This window comes from Streptomyces sp. CWNU-52B, from assembly GCF_047444975.1.
In the GTDB taxonomy this organism is placed as follows: domain Bacteria; phylum Actinomycetota; class Actinomycetes; order Streptomycetales; family Streptomycetaceae; genus Streptomyces.
This window is the reverse complement of sequence record NZ_JBLFJV010000005.1, coordinates 440908-457044: the sequence shown is the minus strand read 5'-3', so window position 1 is coordinate 457044 and position 16137 is coordinate 440908. Positions and strand designations below refer to the sequence as shown.

The 16137-nt window shown below is 72.3% G+C and carries 16 protein-coding genes; 7 read left to right on the top strand and 9 right to left on the bottom strand.

Annotated elements, in window-relative coordinates; all coding sequences use genetic code 11:
- Window positions 1-24: 24 nt before the first annotated feature.
- Together ACLVWQ_RS04890 and ACLVWQ_RS04885 are read right to left on the bottom strand one after the other, a co-directional pair.
- Window positions 25-1017 carry an FAD binding domain-containing protein gene (locus tag ACLVWQ_RS04890; protein WP_414106897.1) on the bottom strand — a complete coding sequence of 331 codons (993 nt, stop codon included), beginning with the start codon at window positions 1015-1017 and terminating at the stop codon, window positions 25-27.
- Window positions 1014-1550: a (2Fe-2S)-binding protein gene (locus ACLVWQ_RS04885; protein WP_414106896.1), complete on the bottom strand. Its 537-nt coding sequence runs from the start codon at window positions 1548-1550 to the stop codon at window positions 1014-1016. The genes ACLVWQ_RS04890 and ACLVWQ_RS04885 overlap by 4 nt, the downstream gene beginning before the upstream one ends.
- A 181-nt stretch (window positions 1551-1731) precedes the next feature.
- On the opposite strand from ACLVWQ_RS04885, the gene ACLVWQ_RS04880 reads away from it, so the two are divergent.
- The 5 genes from ACLVWQ_RS04880 to ACLVWQ_RS04860 are packed head-to-tail and all read left to right on the top strand — an operon-like array spanning window position 1732 to window position 5676.
- Complete coding sequence (locus ACLVWQ_RS04880; RefSeq protein ID WP_414106895.1) at window positions 1732-1920, top strand: hypothetical protein; 189 nt, start codon at window positions 1732-1734, stop codon at window positions 1918-1920.
- A gap of 15 nt (window positions 1921-1935) precedes the next feature.
- Window positions 1936-2652, top strand: coding sequence for a hypothetical protein (locus ACLVWQ_RS04875; RefSeq protein WP_414106894.1), 717 nt, complete (start codon window positions 1936-1938; stop codon window positions 2650-2652).
- The gene (locus tag ACLVWQ_RS04870) at window positions 2649-3644 is read left to right on the top strand and encodes a DUF6895 family protein (RefSeq protein ID WP_414106893.1); all 996 of its coding nucleotides are present in this window, start codon (window positions 2649-2651) and stop codon (window positions 3642-3644) included. Before ACLVWQ_RS04875 ends, ACLVWQ_RS04870 begins: the two co-directional genes overlap by 4 nt.
- Window positions 3641-4555: a DUF6895 family protein gene (locus ACLVWQ_RS04865; protein WP_414106892.1), complete on the top strand. Its 915-nt coding sequence runs from the start codon at window positions 3641-3643 to the stop codon at window positions 4553-4555. Before ACLVWQ_RS04870 ends, ACLVWQ_RS04865 begins: the two co-directional genes overlap by 4 nt.
- On the top strand, window positions 4552-5676 hold the full coding sequence (locus tag ACLVWQ_RS04860) for a serine hydrolase domain-containing protein (RefSeq protein ID WP_414106891.1): 1125 nt from the start codon (window positions 4552-4554) through the stop codon (window positions 5674-5676). Before ACLVWQ_RS04865 ends, ACLVWQ_RS04860 begins: the two co-directional genes overlap by 4 nt.
- Before the next feature lie 103 nt (window positions 5677-5779).
- On the opposite strand, the gene ACLVWQ_RS04855 is transcribed toward ACLVWQ_RS04860, so the two are convergent.
- The 5 genes from ACLVWQ_RS04855 to ACLVWQ_RS04835 all read right to left on the bottom strand — a co-directional run bounded on the left by ACLVWQ_RS04855 (window position 5780) and on the right by ACLVWQ_RS04835 (window position 12466).
- Entirely contained in the window at window positions 5780-7183 is a 1404-nt protein-coding gene (locus ACLVWQ_RS04855; protein WP_414106890.1) for a carbohydrate-binding protein, read from the bottom strand.
- A 182-nt stretch (window positions 7184-7365) separates the two neighbouring features.
- Window positions 7366-9030 (bottom strand): alkaline phosphatase D family protein, encoded by a 1665-nt coding sequence (locus tag ACLVWQ_RS04850; protein ID WP_414106889.1) that lies wholly within the window; start codon window positions 9028-9030, stop codon window positions 7366-7368.
- Window positions 9031-9265: 235 nt separating this feature from the next.
- Window positions 9266-9913: a CatB-related O-acetyltransferase gene (locus ACLVWQ_RS04845; protein WP_414106888.1), complete on the bottom strand. Its 648-nt coding sequence runs from the start codon at window positions 9911-9913 to the stop codon at window positions 9266-9268.
- A gap of 130 nt (window positions 9914-10043) precedes the next feature.
- Window positions 10044-11684, bottom strand: coding sequence for a thiamine pyrophosphate-binding protein (locus tag ACLVWQ_RS04840; protein ID WP_414106887.1), 1641 nt, complete (start codon window positions 11682-11684; stop codon window positions 10044-10046).
- The gene (locus tag ACLVWQ_RS04835) at window positions 11681-12466 is read right to left on the bottom strand and encodes a cyclase family protein (protein ID WP_414106886.1); all 786 of its coding nucleotides are present in this window, start codon (window positions 12464-12466) and stop codon (window positions 11681-11683) included. The genes ACLVWQ_RS04840 and ACLVWQ_RS04835 overlap by 4 nt, the downstream gene beginning before the upstream one ends.
- 171 nt (window positions 12467-12637) lie before the next feature.
- On the opposite strand from ACLVWQ_RS04835, the gene ACLVWQ_RS04830 reads away from it, so the two are divergent.
- Window positions 12638-13168 carry a hypothetical protein gene (locus ACLVWQ_RS04830; protein ID WP_414106885.1) on the top strand — a complete coding sequence of 177 codons (531 nt, stop codon included), beginning with the start codon at window positions 12638-12640 and terminating at the stop codon, window positions 13166-13168.
- Between the two features lie 37 nt (window positions 13169-13205).
- Here the strand turns inward: ACLVWQ_RS04830 and ACLVWQ_RS04825 are convergent, their stop codons facing one another.
- Complete coding sequence (locus ACLVWQ_RS04825) at window positions 13206-14216, bottom strand: ArsR/SmtB family transcription factor (protein WP_414106884.1); 1011 nt, start codon at window positions 14214-14216, stop codon at window positions 13206-13208.
- Between the two features lie 262 nt (window positions 14217-14478).
- Between ACLVWQ_RS04825 and ppk2 the strand changes: the two genes are divergently transcribed.
- Entirely contained in the window at window positions 14479-15522 is a 1044-nt protein-coding gene (gene ppk2 / locus ACLVWQ_RS04820) for a polyphosphate kinase 2 (RefSeq protein ID WP_414106883.1), read from the top strand.
- 87 nt (window positions 15523-15609) lie between these two features.
- Here ppk2 and ACLVWQ_RS04815 read toward each other — a convergent pair whose 3' ends face one another.
- Window positions 15610-16020: a hypothetical protein gene (locus ACLVWQ_RS04815; RefSeq protein ID WP_414107394.1), complete on the bottom strand. Its 411-nt coding sequence runs from the start codon at window positions 16018-16020 to the stop codon at window positions 15610-15612.
- Window positions 16021-16137 lie beyond the last annotated feature (117 nt).

The window sequence follows — 16137 nt, the reverse complement described above, 5'->3', positions numbered from 1 at the left end:
CGTCGAGGTCCGGTGTGGCGCGGTTCAGGTCCTGGTGGACCGTGCGAGCCGCTCCAGGGCGTCGACCGCCAGATTGCGGGCCAGCGGGATCTTGTAGGCGTTGTCCCGCAGCGGTTCGGCGGCGGCGAGTTCGAGGTCCGCGGCCCGCTCGAACGCCGCCGTCGTGGGGGCGGCGCCCAGCAGTGCCTGCTCCGCCCGCCGCGCCCGCCAGGGGCGGTGGGCCAGTCCCCCGAACGCGAGGCCGACGTGCCGGACGACACCGCCCTCCACACCGAGCACCGCGGCGACGGACGCGAGAGCGAAGGCGTACGATGCCCGGTCGCGTGCCTTGCGGTACAGCGAGGGCAGTCCGGCGGGGGCCGCCGGCAGGAGCACCCCGGTGATGAGTTCGCCGGAGCGGATCTCGGTGTCCTGCTCGGGCCGGTCCCCGGGCAGCCGGTGGAACTCGGCGGCCGGGACGGTCCGCGAGCCGTCGGTCCCGTACAGCTCGACCTCCGCGTCCAGGGCGGCCAGTGCCACGGCTAGGTCGGACGGATGGGTGGCGATGCACTGCGGGGAGTGCCCGAGCACCGCGTGGTCACGGTGTACGCCGTCCCGGGCGCCGCAACCGGAGCCCGGGGTGCGCTTGTTGCAGGGCAGGCCGGTGTCCTGGAAGTACGGGCAGCGGGTGCGCTGGAGGAGGTTGCCGCCGGTGGTGGCCGCGTTGCGCAGTTGTCCGGAGGCCCCGGCCAGGAGCGCCTGCGAGAGGGCCGGATAGCGGTCGCGGACCGTCGGGTGGGCGGCGAGGTCGCTGTTGCGGACCGTGGCACCGATCCGTACCGACCCGTCGGGCAGCTCCTCCACCGTGTCGAGCGGCAGCCGGCTGACGTCGACGAGGGCGGCCGGCTGCTCCACCCCCAGTTTCATCAGGTCGACCAGGTTGGTGCCGCCGCCGAGGTAGCGGGCGCCGGGCCGGGCCGCGTACAGCTCGGCCGCCTCCTCGACAGTGCCGGCACGCGCGTAGGCGAAGGGCTTCACCGGATCACGTCCTCGACGGCCCGCACGATGTTCGGATAGGCGCCGCAGCGGCAGAGGTTGCCGCTGAGCCGCTCACGGATCTCGTCCCGGTCCAGCGGGACCGGCTGTCCGGAGGGCGACCCGGGGTCCGTCACCTGAGAGGGGTGACCGGACTCGGCCTCGGCCATCGCGCCGACGGCGCTGCAGAGCTGACCCGGTGTGCAGTAGCCGCACTGGAAGGCGTCGCGGTCCAGGAAGGCGCGCTGCAACGGATGCAGGTCCCCGCCGGAGTCACCGCCGGCCAGGCCCTCCACCGTCGTGATGTCGCAGCCGTCGAGGGCCACCGCGGGCAGCAGACAGCCGTTGACCCGGCGCCCGTCCACCAGGACGGTGCAGGCACCGCACTGGCCGTGGTCGCAGCCCTTCTTGGCGCCGGTGAGGTGGAGCCGCTCACGCAACACGTCCAGCAGGACGGAGCGGTGGTCGACGGTGAGGGTGTGCGGCACGCCGTTCACCCTCAGCAGCACTTCGGAATGGTGGTGTTCTCGGCTCACGTACTCAGGCTGGGGCCCACCGCGCGTTCCCGCACGCCGGGCGACGCCTCCTGGGGTGAAGGAAGTTGAAGGCGGAACCGAAAAAATTCAAGACATATCCCCACATCATGAATAAGTCGCAGCAAAGCGGACACACGTCACTGTGAGAACAAACCGAATCTCTCGTAAAGGGGATGGTGGTATGTCTACCGCCGAATTTCTGACCGCCGAGCTCGCCGAGGCCCAGACCCTGGACCTGGAAGCGGCTCTCAACCCGATCGAGGCCGAAGGCACCTTCCGCGACAGCCGCGAATGCCTGGCCCTCGCCCTGATTGGCGGGCAGGGCGGACTGCTGCTGTCGCCTCCCACCCCCAGGCCGAAGAAGGTCTGACGGGAGAAGAACCACATGGAGCAGTCAGGCACTACGACCCGCCTGGCGGGCGCGGTGCAGGGCCTCTCGTCGGAACTGGTCTCCGCTCTTCGGAGCGGGGGCCAGTTCCGGCTGGCCGGCACCGTATCGGGAAGCGACGGAACCGAGGTACCCGCGGATCTGGCCCTGGCCGCCGTACGGGTGATGGGAGCCGACGCCGTCCTGCCGAGCGTCCTGCGCCGCACACCGCTCGAAGCCGACGATCTCGGCGTGTTCAGCAGGACCGTGCACGCCTACCCGCCCCCCGCGGACGCGGCTCCCACCTCGGCGTGGAGCCACTGGGCGATGACCCGGGCCCTTCGCCGACTGGACGCGTCCCTCGACGACACGCCGGAGCCGGACCATGACGGACAGCCCACGGCGGCCTGGCTCGACGACGCCTCGTGGCAGTCGCTGACCCATCAACTCGCCGTGCTGGCCCCGCTCGCGGTGCCCGGCGAGGACTGCGCGGTGGCTCGCGCGGCCCGCGGCCGTCCCGTCGACGTCGCCCGTGGATTCGTCCGGGCGGTCCGCCGCCGCGACTGGCTGCAGGCGGCCGGCGCGGGACGCTGGCTGGTCCTCCTGGACGGCGTGCCGGACACGCTCGGCCTGGAGGCCGGGCTCGACTTCGTGGCACTGATGGGCGCCGACGACTCACGCGTGGCCCTGCAGATCCAGGCGGCGCGGCTGATGCGGACCGGAGCACCGGTGTGACGGCGCGCGACGTCCGGGCGCTGGGCGAGGCCGCGTTGGGCTGGGTGTCCGCCCACCGCGGCGACTTCGTGCTCGGCGACGACGCACTCGCCGAGCACGGCGACGTGAACCTCACCTGGAAGCCCCTCGGCGAACTGGCACAGGTCTGCGTCAGCGTCCGCCGGCACACCGACCCGGCCGACCCGCTCCACGAGACCGCCTCCGACCTGCTGACGTTCGCCTGGCAGCAGACCGGGCACGGCGCCCTCTTCCTCGACCTGCAGCGTCTCGAACCCTTCGCGACGTATCCCCTGGAGATCTACGCGGCGTTCGCGGCGGCCGGGCTGCGCCACGCGGACTTCGAGAAGACCGTCGCGACGACGGCCCGCACCCGCGGCTGGCAGCTGACCGAGCAGTTGCCCAACCGGCGCCTGGGCATCCTCAACTCCGAGCGGCGCAGCGGCATCCCGCCCCACGACGACGTGCCGCGCTCCCTGGGGCGCACCTGGCTGGGCGGTCTGCCGGAGCCGTGGACCTTCGAACTGGCCGCCGGGTACACCCTCACCCACGTGGTCTTCCATCTCACCGACTGGGGCCTGAACCCCGGGGACGTCCCCCCACGGGTCGCGGACTACCTCAGGAACTGGCTCGTGCCCTGGCTCGACACCTGCCTGGAGGCGGAGCAGTGGGACCTGAGCTGCGAACTGCTGGCCGTCGCCGCCAGCCTGCCCGACCCGCCCGAACAGGCCCTGCTGCGGGACGCCTGGACAAGGATCGCGGCAGCCCAGGACGCGTCCGGCGCCATCCCGGAGGTGGGCTCCGGACGCGCCGGCCACCCCGTGGGCCAGGACTTCCCCGGCTGTTACCACTCCACCCTGATGACGGTCTTCGCCGCCGTGCTGAGCACCGCGCGTCCGCGTGAGAGCGCCGAGGCCGGCGGGGTGACGCGCGGGGCACGCCCCCTCGCGTACGCGGCGCGTCAGGGACAGGGCGGGCAAGGAGTGTCGAGATGACCAGCACCCGGCTCGTCCACGCCGTCGGGACCGGCGCCCTGGAGTGGCTGCACGCCCACCGGGACGGGTTCTACCTGGACCCGGACGTCGACCCCGAAGTGGGCTTCCTGGAGCGCTTCAAACCGGTCGGTGAACTGGCCGTCATCTGCAAGGTGCTGTTCCGCGAAGGGGTGTCGGGCTCCCAGGAGACCCGGCTGGCACGGCAGTTGCTCGACCACGCCTGGCGTCACACGCTGGACGGCGGCCGGATGCTGGTCCACGGCCAGCGGATCGAGCCCCTCTCCCCCATTCCCTTCGAGGTCTACCTCCCGTTCAAGGAGCTCGGCTACAGCCACCCCGGCATCGAGGAGATCATCCGTTTCAACCACCGGCTGGAGAGCTACGCGGCCATCGAGACACGGCCGGTGCGCCGGCTCGGGCTGTCCGCGTTCCAGCGGCGTTTCGGACTGCCGCCCCAGCCGCCGGAGTCCGAGGTCGTCGGCGCCACGTGGCTCGGGCGCACCCCCGAGCCCTGGACCGTCGAAGGGCACATCGCCTACGACATCACGCACACCGTCTTCCACCTCACCGACTGGGGAGAGAACCCCGACGGCATCCCGCCGCACCTCGCCGACTACCTCGCCACCTGGCTGCCGGTCTGGCTGGACGACTGGCTCGACCTGCAGCGCTGGGACCTGCTCGGCGAACTGCTCGTCGTCGACGCCTGTCTGCCGCGCCCGACGCTGGACGAGCGGGCCTGGGCGGGTTTCGCCGCCGCCCAACAGCCCGACGGGGCCATGCCCGTGGCACGCACGATGCCGCAGGGCGACCCCGACGAACTGTTCGACCTCGTCTACCACCCGACGCTGGTCGCCGCCTTCGCCTCCGTGCTGGCCACCTCCCGCGCCCTGACGCTGCTGGCACGGGCGTGACGCCGCGCCCCCAGCCCTGGCCGGGCGATCCGCTCGGCGTCACCGGCGTACTGCCGTACTCCCGCCGGCCGGCGAGGACGCCCCCGGACGACGAATCGCTGCGCACCCGGCTCGACGAGGCCATCGCCGCCGTGGACGCGCCCGACGTGGTCTTCGCGCTCTCCCGGGACGGCCACCGCACGGTGCGCTGCGGTGGCACCGGACCGCCGCCGCCCGTCGCCCGCGAGCGGCTGCGCTACGAGATCGGCTCGGCCTCCAAGACGTTCACCGGACTGCTCCTGGCCCAGCTGACCCAGTCGGGCACCCTGTCCGCGGCGGAGCCGGCCGCCGCCTGCCTCGACCCGGCCCTGCGCGCCCGGCTCATCGGCCGGGACCCCGTCACCCTCGCGCACCTGATCACCCACACCTCCGGACTGCCCGCCCTGCCCGTCGACTTCTTCCCCCGGGCCCTGCCCACCTGGCGCAGCAACCCCTATGCCGGCTACCCGGACGAGCGGGTCGTCGACGCGTTCCTGCGCCGCCGTCCGCGCCGGCGGCCCGGCACCCGCTGGCACTACTCCAACTTCGGTGTCGCCGTGCTCGGTCACGCCCTCGCCGCGGCCACCGCGACGCCCTGGGACGACCTGCTCACCGGTCGGGTGCTGCGGCCGCTGGGGCTGGGCGGCACCGCCCTGTGGCCCGGCGGACAGGACATCGACGCCACCGGGCACCGCAGGGACGGCAGCACACCCACACCCCCGTTGACCGTCGGCGGATTCCGGTCGGCCGGCGCCGTCCGGGCCACCCCGCACGACCTGCTGACGTTCCTCGAAGCCCACCTGGATCCGTCGGGCCCGGGTCCGGGCCCCGCGGGCCGCCCCCTGGCCGGTGCGCTGCGGGCGGTACGCCGTCCGGTCCTCCGGCGCGGCCTCGGGCACCGGCATGTGCACACGGTGGCCTGGTTCCAGCACCCGACCGGGAACGGCCCCATGTACTTCCACGGCGGGGCCACACTCGGTCAGCAGGCGTTCCTGGGGTTCAGACCCGACACCGGCACGGCACTGGTCGGCCTGTGCACCCGCCGCTTCCGCCCGCGCGAGACGTTCGTGTCGACGGCGTACGCGCTGCTGGCCGAGGCATGAGCCGGTGCGTGCTGTGGACGCGGTGGATGCTGTGCAGGCACACGGAGCGGCGCGAGGGCCGGGTCCGGAGACAGGCCCTCGCGCCGCCGCGGTCGCGTGACGGTCAGAGCCGCTGCCACAGAGCAGGGGTGAGGCCGGGCTGCCACGCCCCCTGTGCCTGGTGTGCCTGCAGACACTGGTAGGAGACACCGTCGTGGGTCACCCGGGTCCCGACCTCGTAGACCTGCCCCGAGGTCCAGGTCGCCGCCCGGCCGTCCTCGGGGGCGGGGGTGCCGCTCTGGTCCGTGGCGGTGCTGAGCGTCAGGCCGTACGCGCTGAGCACCGGGTTGATGGGCTGGTGGAAGGTGATGCCGCCGCTCTTGCAGTCGCCGGAGCCACCGGAGGTGACGCCCTGCGCCTGGGTGCCGGAGATGTAGGAGCCACCGGAGTCGCCGGGCTCCGCGCACACCGTCGTACGGGTCACTCCGTTGACGTCGCCCTCGGAGTAGCTCACGGTGGTGTCGTGCTGCTCGATCGTTCCGCAGTGCCAGCCGGTGGTGGATCCCGACCGGCAGATCGCCGCCCCCACCAGCGCCTGCACCGAACCGGCGACCTGAACGTCCGCGTCGCCCTCGCCCTTGACGGTGGGCGTGGCGGTCCACTGGCTGTTGACGCCCACCCAGGACATGTCCTGGCCGGGGAAGACCGAGGCCTCGAAGACACCCTGGTCGACCCTGTTGAAGCCGCTGGTCCTGGCCCCCGCCTCGCCGCAGTGCCCGGCGCTGACGAACCCCTGCTGCTCCCCCTTGGTCACGGAGAACCCCACCGAACAGCGGGCGTTGTCGTCGATGTAGTACGCGTCGCCGCCCCGGACGTCGTGCAGGACACGCGGCCGGTCCGCCGACACCTTGACGTCCACGAGCCGCCGGTCGACCCCGGCGGCCGCGATGAGCTTGTCGGCGGCACCCCGGCTCGTCGCCTGCACCGTCACCCGGTTGGTCCGCACGTCGACGTACCGGACCGGTGTGTCGAGGGCCTCGCCCACCGCGGCGGCGTCGAGTTTCGTCTTGGCGGCCCGCAGGTCCCGCAACGCGTTCTGGACGATCCTCGCCTGCGCCCCGCCGGCCTTGATGGCGGAGACACCCGCGGCGTCGGTGGTCGCGACGGTCAGGCCGCCGGAGGTCGTGCCGTGCACCCAGGCACCGGCGAAGTGCTTGCCCAGCTCGTTCTGGAGGCGGCCGGCGCGTGTGCCCGCCTCCGCCTCGTTCACCAGTCGCTCCCTGGCCTGCGCACCCGTCAGCCCCAGGTCACGTACCAACGCGCGGACGAGGGCCGACGACGGCTTGTCGGCACCGAGCGTCTGCGCGGAGGTGGGCGCCGGGGGTTCGGCGGGTGCGCGAGACCCGGCGGCGGCCGCGGTCGCGGGCAGCCCCGTGAGCACGAGCGCGCCGAAGGCGCCGAGCACGCCGAGGGTGGTCCGGGTCGTCCGGTTGGTCCGGGTGGCTCTGCCGGTGTGTCTGTGGGCCATCGGGTGACTCCTCGTTCCTGGAGGGGGCGGAATGCGTGGGCGGAAAGGCGTGGAGAACCTAGACCTTGCCGACACGGACTCAGAAAATGTCCACTTCCGGCCGGTTCGGCTCTTCGGCCGACAGGAAGGACCCGCCCGGCGGAGTACCGGATGCCCGTGGCCCGGCTCACCGGGTACCGCTGTCAGGCGGGCTTGAGCCCCGGGGCGCCCGCCTCGGTCACGAAGGACGCGGCGGTCCTGACCGGCGCGCCCGGCGTCGTCACGGCCGAGACCGTCCGGAAGTCCGCCCGCGCCTTCTGGCGGTCCAGCGCGACCCGCACATAACCGCGCCGCCCGTTGTAGAACCTCAGGTGCGGGTTGGCCCTGAGGTACGTGTCCCAGTTGGCGGGCTTGTCCGCGCCGTCCTTGCCGCTGGCGACCGAGGTGGCGACGATCTCCGTGCCCAGCGTCCTGGACCCCGGGTCGTCGAAGTCGTCCTTGATGTCGAAGGCGTACCCGACGTGCACGTCCCCCGTCATGACCACGAGGTTCTCCACCCCGGCCGCGCGTGCGCCGTCGAGGACGCGCCGGCGCGAGGCCCGGTAGCCGTCCCAGGCGTCCATGGACATCTTGGCCTGGGCGGTGAGGTCGAACTTGCGCTGCGAGAAGCACACCTGTTGCGGCATCACGTTCCACAGGGCCGCCGAGGCGCGCCAGCCGTCGATCAGCCAGTTCTCCTGAGCCGCCCCGGTGAGGGTGCGCGCCGGATCGTCGGACTCGGGGCCCGGTGCGTGCGGGATGTCCCCGTACGCCTGGTCGGAGCGGTACTGGCGGGTGTCGAGGACGTCGAACTGCGCGAGTGTGCCCCACTGGAGGCGGCGGTAGAGCCGCATGTCCGGGCCGCTGGGCAGCTGCGCGCCGCGCAGGGGCTGGTTCTCCCAGTGCGCGCGGTAGGCGGCGGCGCGGCGCAGCAGGAACTCCTGCGGCGGGTCGCCGTTCTCGCTCACGGCGCCCGCGTAGTTGTTCTCGGTCTCGTGGTCGTCCCAGGTGACGACGAAGGGGTGCGCCGCGTGCGCCGCCCGCAGATCCGGGTCGCTCTTGTAGAGGGCGTAGCGCAGCCGGTAGTCGGCCAGGGTCCTGGCCTCCCGGTTGAAGAGGTCGGGCAGCTTCCGGTCGGTGTAGCGGCGCGCGCCGCCCGCGGCGTCCACGGCGTACTCGTACAGGTAGTCGCCGAGGTGGAGCACCACGTCGACGTCGTCCTGGGCGAGATGGCGGTGCACGGTGAAGTACCCGTCGTGGTAGGCCTGGCAGGCCACGGCCGCGTAGGTGAGCTCGGCGGCGGCGGACGTGGCGGCCGGTGCCGTGCGAGTGCGGCCGGTCTCGCTGATCCAGGTCCCGGCCCTGAACCGGTAGTAGTAGACACGGCCGGGCCGGAGGCCGCCGACCTCGACGTGCACGCTGTGGTTGTACTCGGGGTGGGCGACGGCGGTGCCCTTGCGCACGGGCGAGGCGAAGCGCTCGTCGTCGGCCAGTTCCCAGTCGACGGTCACGTTCTGCGCGGGGAGGCCTCCGCCCGGTTCGTACGGGGCGGGGGCGAGCCGGGTCCACAGCAGCACGGAGCCGGGCAGCGGGTCTCCGGAGGCGACGCCGAGCGTGAACGGATCGCCGGCGATCCTCGCCGTGTCGAGCCCGGTGGTGCCCGCCGCTCCCCGGGCCGGCAGATCGGTGGCGAAGGCGAGGGCGGCCGCCGCGGCGGTGACCGAGAGGAAGCGGCGGCGCCCGAAGTGCCGCGCGGCGGCGTGTGCCGCGGGGTCGTGCCGTGACGAGGCGTCCTGCGTCAGCGGTCTGCGACGGCCTGCCGGGGCCATGGAGGGCTCCTCTCACGATGGACGCCGCAGCGGACCCACCGCCCCACGACTCCGCGGCCCACGGGCTACGAGACACGGGCTACGAGACACGGGCTACCGGATACGGGTCACGAACGGCTGGTCCACGAACGGCTGGTCCACGGGAAGTGGATCATCACGCATGCTAAGCAGACAAAGCTCATATACGCGGCAGGCGCGGGGCGGGCCGAGCTGCCGTGCCACCCGGTGGTGCGGGCTACCGCGTGGCCGGGGCCGCGGCCTCCAGGGCGTCGACGCTGCCGGACATGATGGTCCGCACCTGCTCGCTGATGTGCTCGGCGGGCCAGTCCCACCAGGCGAGGGCCAGGAGGCGGGCGACGTCCTCGTCGTCGTACCTGCGGCGCAGGAGCCTGGCCGGGTTGCCGCCGACGACGCCGTAGTCGGGCACGTCGTCGACCACGACCGACCCGGAGGCGATGACGGCCCCGTGCCCGATGCGTACGCCGGGCATCACCATGGTCCGGTACCCGAACCAGACGTCGTTCCCGACCACGGTGTCGCCCCTGCCGGGCAGAGCGGTGATCAGATCGAAGTGCTCGGACCAGGAACCGCCCATGATCGGAAAGGGAAACGTCGAGGGGCCGTCCATCCGGTGGTTGGCGCCGTTCATGATGAACCGCACCCCTTCGCCCAGTGCGCAGAACTTGCCGATCACCAGTTTCTCCGGCCCGTAGTGGTACAGCACGTTCCGGGTCTCGAAGGCCGTCGGATCGTCCGGGTCGTCGTAGTACGAGTACTCCCCCACCTCGATCAGCGGTGAGGTGACCAGAGGGCGCAGCAGGACCACACGCGGCTGCTCGGGCATCGGGTGGACCACGTTCGGATCGGCGGGCACGGCGGGCATCACGGATCAACTCCTCGTACGTCGTCAAGGAGTTCCATGATCACAGCCTGAGGTGTTCAGGGCCCGGCCTTTTTCCCGGAGTTCGGCGACCGCCGAGCCGGGCGCCGGGGCGTCGAGGCCGGGCGTCCGCTCAGTGTCCGCGGAACGCCTCCTCCAGCCACCAGGCACCTCGGTCCCGGGTGACCTTCGCGTCGATGAGCAACGGGGCCGACCGTGGGCCGGCGACCCAGTCCCGCACGGCCTTCAGGTCCGTCCGCGCGCGCACCGTCACCGCCTCGAAGCCGTAGCCGCGGGCCACCGCGGCGATGTCCGTGGGCGGGAACTCGACCGTGCCGAGCGGGTGTCCGTCCGGGCCGAAGTGGTGCACCTCCGCGCCGTAGGCGTCGTCGTTGTAGACGACCACGACCATCGGCAGTCCGAGCCTGCGGACCGTGTCGAGATCCGCGGCGCCCATCATGGCGCCGCCGTCGCCGAGCGCCGCCACCGCGAGGCGGTCCGGCCGCGCCAGGGCCGCGCCGATCGTCGTCGCCAGTCCCAGGCCGATCGCCTGGAAGGCCTGGGTGAAACAGAAGCCGTTCTCATCGGGCACCGACAGATACGCGCTCGGGTAGCCCATGAAGTTCCCGGAGTCGACGCCGATCACGCGCTCCGCGGGGAGGATGTCGTCGAGCGCGACACTCAGCGTGCGCGGGTCGATCCGCTCCCGGCTGCTCGTGTCCTCGTACGGCACGTCCCGCCAGCGCACGCGTGCGGCGACGGCCTCGCCGGTGGCGGCGGTCCGGTAGCCCTGCCGCGGCGCGCCACCCGCCTCCAGGACGCGCCGTGCGGTGGCCTCCACGTCGCCGGTGACGCCGAACCGTAGCTCCCGGTGCGCGCCGAGCGCCGAGGTGTCGTCGTCGACCTGCACCACGGTCGTGTCGGCGCCGATCAGCCGGCCGTGCCGCATCGTCCACATGTTCAGGGTGCAGCCCCAGCCCACGATCACGTCCGCGGCCCCGATCAGTTCGGCCGTCAGCGGCGACGCGAAGCCTCCGGACACGTCGAGCGACCACGGGCTGTCCCGGAACAGGCCGCGGGCCACTGCCGAGGTCGCGAGCAGGGCTCCGCAGTGCTCGGCGAGCGCTTCGAGGGCGGCTCGTCCACCCGGTGACCGGGCGCCTCGGCCGGCCACGAAGACCGGCCGCCGCGCCTGTTCGAGGACGCGTACCAGTGCCGCCACCTCCTGCGCGCACGGCTCGACCGCCTTCCGTCGCCGCGGCGGCGCGGCCTGGGGCGAGGTGCCCTCGGGCGCGTCCAGAGCCTGCACGGCCAGCGGAAGGTTGAGGAGCACGGTCCGCCGCTCGTGCACGGCTCGCTCGACGGCGGCGAGTGCCTGCTCCACGGCGAGTTCGGCCGATGTGATCCGCAGCGGGACGGCGCCCACCGCTCGCGCCAGCGCCTCCTGGTCGATGTGGAAGTTGGACCTCGGTTCGGTCACCTCGGCCGCCAGGACCAGCAGCGGTGTACGGCTCTTGGCGGCCTCGGCGACTCCGGTCATGGCGTTCGTCAGGCCGGGTCCCTGATGGACGCTCACGGCGGCCACCTCGCCGCTCATGCGCGCGTACGCGTCGGCCATCGTCGCCGCGCCGCCCTCGTGGCGCGCGGCGACGAACCGCGATCCGGCCGCGACCATGGCGTTGGTCAGGTGGAAGTTGCCCGACCCGACGACGCCGAAGACCTGCTCGACCCCGGCCGCGTGCAGCGCCCGTCCGACGGCCTCCGCGACCTTCATGAGCGCTCCACCAGTGCGAGCACCCGCGCGGGGGAGCCGGAGCCCGAGACGATGGGCAGCGGTCCCGCGACGACGACGCTGCCCGTCGGAGGCAGCTCCGCCAGGTTCCGCAGCTGGGTCAGCCCGTACTTGTCGCCGCCCATCAGATAGGAGTGGCACGGAAAGGCCGGGTCGAACGCGTGCCCGCGTCCGGCGTCGGTGCCGACCGTCTCGACGCCGAGGCCGATCACCGGCGACTCCTGGGCCACCCAGCGGGCGCACTCCGGGGACAGGCCGGGGGTGTGCGGGCCGTTGTCGTCCGCGTTCAGGAACTCCTCCTGCGTGTGCGAGCGGGCGTCCCAGCCGGTCCGCAGCAACAGCCAGCCGCCGTCGGGCAGCGGCCCGTTCCGTGTCTCCCAGGCCCGCACGTGCTCCACCTCCACGAGGAAGTCGGGGTCCTTCGCCGCTTCGGCGGTGAAGTCCAGCACGACGGCCGGCGCGATCAGCCGTCCCGCCGGCACGGAGGACACGTCGTCGAGATCCCTGCCGGTCACCCAGTGGTTGGGGGCGTCGAAATGCGTTCCGGTGTGCTCACCGCTGCGGAAGTTGTTCCAGTACCAGGCCGGCCCCCGGTCGTCGTACCTGCTGATCTCCTCCAGTTCGAACACCTGTGTCTGGCCGAACTCGGGCGGCAGTCGGAGGACCGGCGTCGACGACGACAGGGGCGATGTGAGGTCGACGACCTGGATGGACCCCCCTCGCAACCCGGACACCAGCGCGGCGAGGACGGACGGCTCGGGCATGGGGCCTCCTGGGACGACGGAAGAACTGCCAGCATGCCAGTCGGGTGGGGCGGCCGTTCAGCCGAACGTACGGATTCCCACCCGGTGCCGGTGGCGGCCGAGTTCACGCTCGGACCGGTGGTTCCGTGGTACCCACGGTGCGGCGGGGACAGTGCGACGGGCGGAGGCGGAGTGCGTACGAGGCGTGGGACCCAGGTGGCGGCGGCCGTGTTCACGGCCGCGCTGCTGAGCCTGACCGGACCGGGCCTGACCGGCTGCGCGGCCGACGACGCCGGCGACGGGGACGGGGACGGCCACGGCTCGGCGAAGCCGACGTCGGCGCAGACGCGGACGGCTCCCGAGCTCACCGCGTCCCCGGGTACCGCACCGGAGCGGCGGCTGGTGGCCATGACCGTCAGCGGCGGCTTCGCAGGTGTTCAGCAGGAGGTCGTCCTCCATACCGACGGCACCGTCCGCACCAGCGACAAGGGCGACTCCGAGGTACGCCGCACCAGCGCGGCCCGGTTCGAGCGGGTACGCACACTGCTCGCGGATCCGGCGCTGGACGACGTCCCCGACGTGACCAGGGACCCTGGTGCGGCCGACCTGTTCCAGTACACGCTGCGATTCGACGGCCGTACGGTCACCACGGACCGCTCCACCGAGCGTCCCGCCCTGGACCGCCTCATCGACGCCCTCGACGACTGGCTGTCGGCACACTGACGGCGACGGCCACCCCTCCCTCTGCCCCCTCCGCCGCCTACCCCTTGAGCAAAGACGGCTGCGGGATGCGCCGGTGGCCGTCCAGGAGGGCGCTCCCGAGCGCGGTGGCACTGTGGTGAACACTCTGCCCGCGGCGATGGGTGACGATGAGGCCCGAGTCGCGCAGTGCCGCGGCGTGCTGGGAGACCGACGCAGGCGAGACGACGAGCCGCCGGGCCAGGTCACTGGTCGATCCGCCGCGGTCCGCGACGGCCGCCAGCACATCGGCGCGCGTCCTGCCCAGCAGGGCGCCCAGCGCCTCCCCCGCGTCACGCCCCTGGCCTGCCTCGGACTGCGACCATCCCAGATCGTGGGCGACCGGGTAGACGATCACCGGAGGCAGACCGGGATCGCGCAGCGTGATGGGGGCCCGCCAGCAGAAGAAGGAGGGCAGCAACAGCAGGCCACGCCCCTCGAGACGGATGTCGCGGTCGTAGGAGCTGGCCACGCTGAGGACACCGGACTGCCAGCTCAGGGAGGGATGCAGCGTGGTCAGCAGCCGCTCGGTCCCGCCGTCCAGTATGGCCCGTACGCGCACCGCGCGATCCGCCTCGATCGACGTTTCCACCTGGGCCCAGTACGGCCGCAGCGCCACGTTGAAGTACCCGCGCAGAGCGGCGCCGAGGTAGCGCAACGCGTCGGAGCCCGCCTCGGCCAGCGAGAGGGTTCGCGCGCCGAGGGCCCGTACGGCGGCGAGACGGGCGACATCCTCCCGGAGCCGGCCGCGAGGGGTGGACAGGGCGGCGTCGATGCCTGTCTCCAGTTCTCCCCGGGCGGACACCGCCGTCAGGAAGTCGGCTGAATATCCACGGTGCGGTGCCAGCTCGAACAGCAGACGGGTGCTGCCGGGCAGCCTGCTGCGGATGTGCCGTTTCCACGCCCCGAAGACGACCGATCCGTCCCTTCCCCCCAGCAGATGCAGACTGAGCAGCAGCTCCCACATGGGGTCCGGACCTGCCGCCATACGGATCCGGGCCATATCGGTGTGCGTGAAGTGGAACTTGAGCATGGTTCCCCCGTGTGCGTTCCCTGCCGGCAAACGTCCCGTACCCAGATAAGAGCCCTGCGGTGGGAGGAGGGTTGCCTTCAGCTCCGAAACCGGACATGCCGTGGCTGCTTCTGTCCGGCCCGGCCCGCCGCCCCGGGCCTGGGGGCCTCGGCCGGTCCGCGGGACGCCGGGCGGCCGGTCCCGTGCCATTCTGACGGGGTGCGGAACCCGTACGCCGATCCGTCGGCGGGAGCGGCTGTCCGGGCTACGAAGGGACCCACCTGTGGTTGATCCGTGGAAGACGCCGGCCCACGTCGGCGGAGACGACCCGCAGGCCGAGGCGCGGCTGCTCGCCGGGCTGTCGGTGGACGAGGAACGGCCCGAGCAGCCCGTCCTCCTGGACGGCGAGGGCAAGCCCCTCGACACCTGGCGTGAGAACTACCCGTACGAGACGAAGCTTCGCCGTCCGTCCTACGAGCGGCAGAAGCGCATCCTGCAGATCGAACTCCTCAAGCTGCAGAAATGGGTGCGGGACACCGGCCAGCGGATCGTCGTGGTGTGCGAGGGGCGCGACGCGGCGGGCAAGGGCGGCACCATCAAGCGTTTCACCGAGCGCCTGAACCCGCGCGGCGCCCATGTGGTGGCGCTGGACAAGCCCACCGAGAAGGAGGCCGGGCAGTGGTACTTCCAGCGGTACGTGCCTCATCTGCCGGGGGCCGGTGAGATCGTCTTCTTCGACCGGTCCTGGTACAACCGGGCCGGTGTCGAACGGGTCATGGGCTTCTGCACCCCCGCCGAGTACCGCCACTTCCACACGCAGGCACCCGTCTTCGAGAAGATGCTCACCGACGCCGGGATCGTGCTGGTCAAGTTCTGGTTCTCGGTGTCACGCGGTGAGCAGCGCACCCGCTTCGCCATCCGCCAGGTCGACCCCGTCCGCCAGTGGAAACTCTCCCCCACCGACCTGGCCTCCCTCGACCTGTGGGACGCCTACACCGAGGCCAAGGTCGACATGTTCCGCGCGACGGACACGCCGTACGCGCCGTGGACCGTGGTGAAGAGCAACGACAAGCGGCGCGGCCGGCTGGAGGCGATGCGCCATCTGCTGCTGCTCTGCGACTACACGGCGAAGGACAAGGAGGCCGTCGGAACGGCCGATCCGCTGATCATCGGTTCCGCCAACACCCTGCTGGAGAACGACGAGGAGCCGACGGACCTGTCCCCCACCCCGCTGTCGCCCGACGGCGCCGGCCCCGGTCTGCATCCCGAGGACCACCCCGCCGGGGAACGCTCGGGGCAACCACGGAGCCCCGGGGAAGGAGACTGACGTCTCGTCATCCGGTGCCGTCATCCGGTGCCGTCACCAGGTGTCGTCACCAGGTGTCGTCATCCGATGCCGTCACCAGGTGTGTCGTCACCAGGTGTCGTTCTTCCAGATGACGCGGCGGTACGCGGCGCGGGCGTTGGCGATACGGGCGACGGCGGTCCCGGCGACCGCCGCGGTGAGCAGGCAGGCCAGCCAGGTGGTGTCGCGGTGTCCCGCCCAGGTGAGCTGCCCGGCCGGCGGTATCGCGAAGCCGTTGAGGAACAGCCAGCACAGCGCGGCGGTGCCGGGCGCGGCGGTGAAGCGGGCGCACAGTCCGAGCAGGGCCGCGAGCAGCGACAGCGCTATCAGGGCCGTGGTGGGGTGTCCGTCGTCGCCCAGGTGGTTGGTGACCGCCACCAGCAGCAGGGCGCCGGTGAAGGCGGCGAACCAGACGAACGGGGTGGCGACGGGACGGGGAACCACCCGGACGCCTCTGCTCAGTCGCACCCACTCGATCATGCTCAATAGTCCCTCCTCGTACCCCGCTTCCGCACGGGCGCGGGACAGGGCGCGGTCCCCCGAGCTCTGGGAGCAGGGGGACTTCGCCGGGTCCGGGCCGCAGTCGAATTCTTCCAT

Excerpts from the sequence above, each read along its gene's own strand:
- ACLVWQ_RS04880 (WP_414106895.1), top strand. The coding sequence starts at position 1,732 with ATGTCTACCGCCGAATTTCTGACCGCCGAGCTCGCCGAGGCCCAGACC.
- ACLVWQ_RS04825 (WP_414106884.1), bottom strand. The coding sequence starts at position 14,216 with ATGCTCAAGTTCCACTTCACGCACACCGATATGGCCCGGATCCGTATG.
- ACLVWQ_RS04840 (WP_414106887.1), bottom strand. The coding sequence starts at position 11,684 with ATGAAGGTCGCGGAGGCCGTCGGACGGGCGCTGCACGCGGCCGGGGTC.
- ACLVWQ_RS04835 (WP_414106886.1), bottom strand. The coding sequence starts at position 12,466 with ATGCCCGAGCCGTCCGTCCTCGCCGCGCTGGTGTCCGGGTTGCGAGGG.
- ACLVWQ_RS04855 (WP_414106890.1), bottom strand. The coding sequence starts at position 7,183 with ATGGCCCACAGACACACCGGCAGAGCCACCCGGACCAACCGGACGACC.
- ACLVWQ_RS04845 (WP_414106888.1), bottom strand. The coding sequence starts at position 9,913 with ATGCCCGCCGTGCCCGCCGATCCGAACGTGGTCCACCCGATGCCCGAG.
- ACLVWQ_RS04865 (WP_414106892.1), top strand. The coding sequence starts at position 3,641 with ATGACCAGCACCCGGCTCGTCCACGCCGTCGGGACCGGCGCCCTGGAG.
- ACLVWQ_RS04815 (WP_414107394.1), bottom strand. The coding sequence starts at position 16,020 with ATGATCGAGTGGGTGCGACTGAGCAGAGGCGTCCGGGTGGTTCCCCGT.
- ACLVWQ_RS04875 (WP_414106894.1), top strand. The coding sequence starts at position 1,936 with ATGGAGCAGTCAGGCACTACGACCCGCCTGGCGGGCGCGGTGCAGGGC.
- ACLVWQ_RS04850 (WP_414106889.1), bottom strand. The coding sequence starts at position 9,030 with ATGGCCCCGGCAGGCCGTCGCAGACCGCTGACGCAGGACGCCTCGTCA.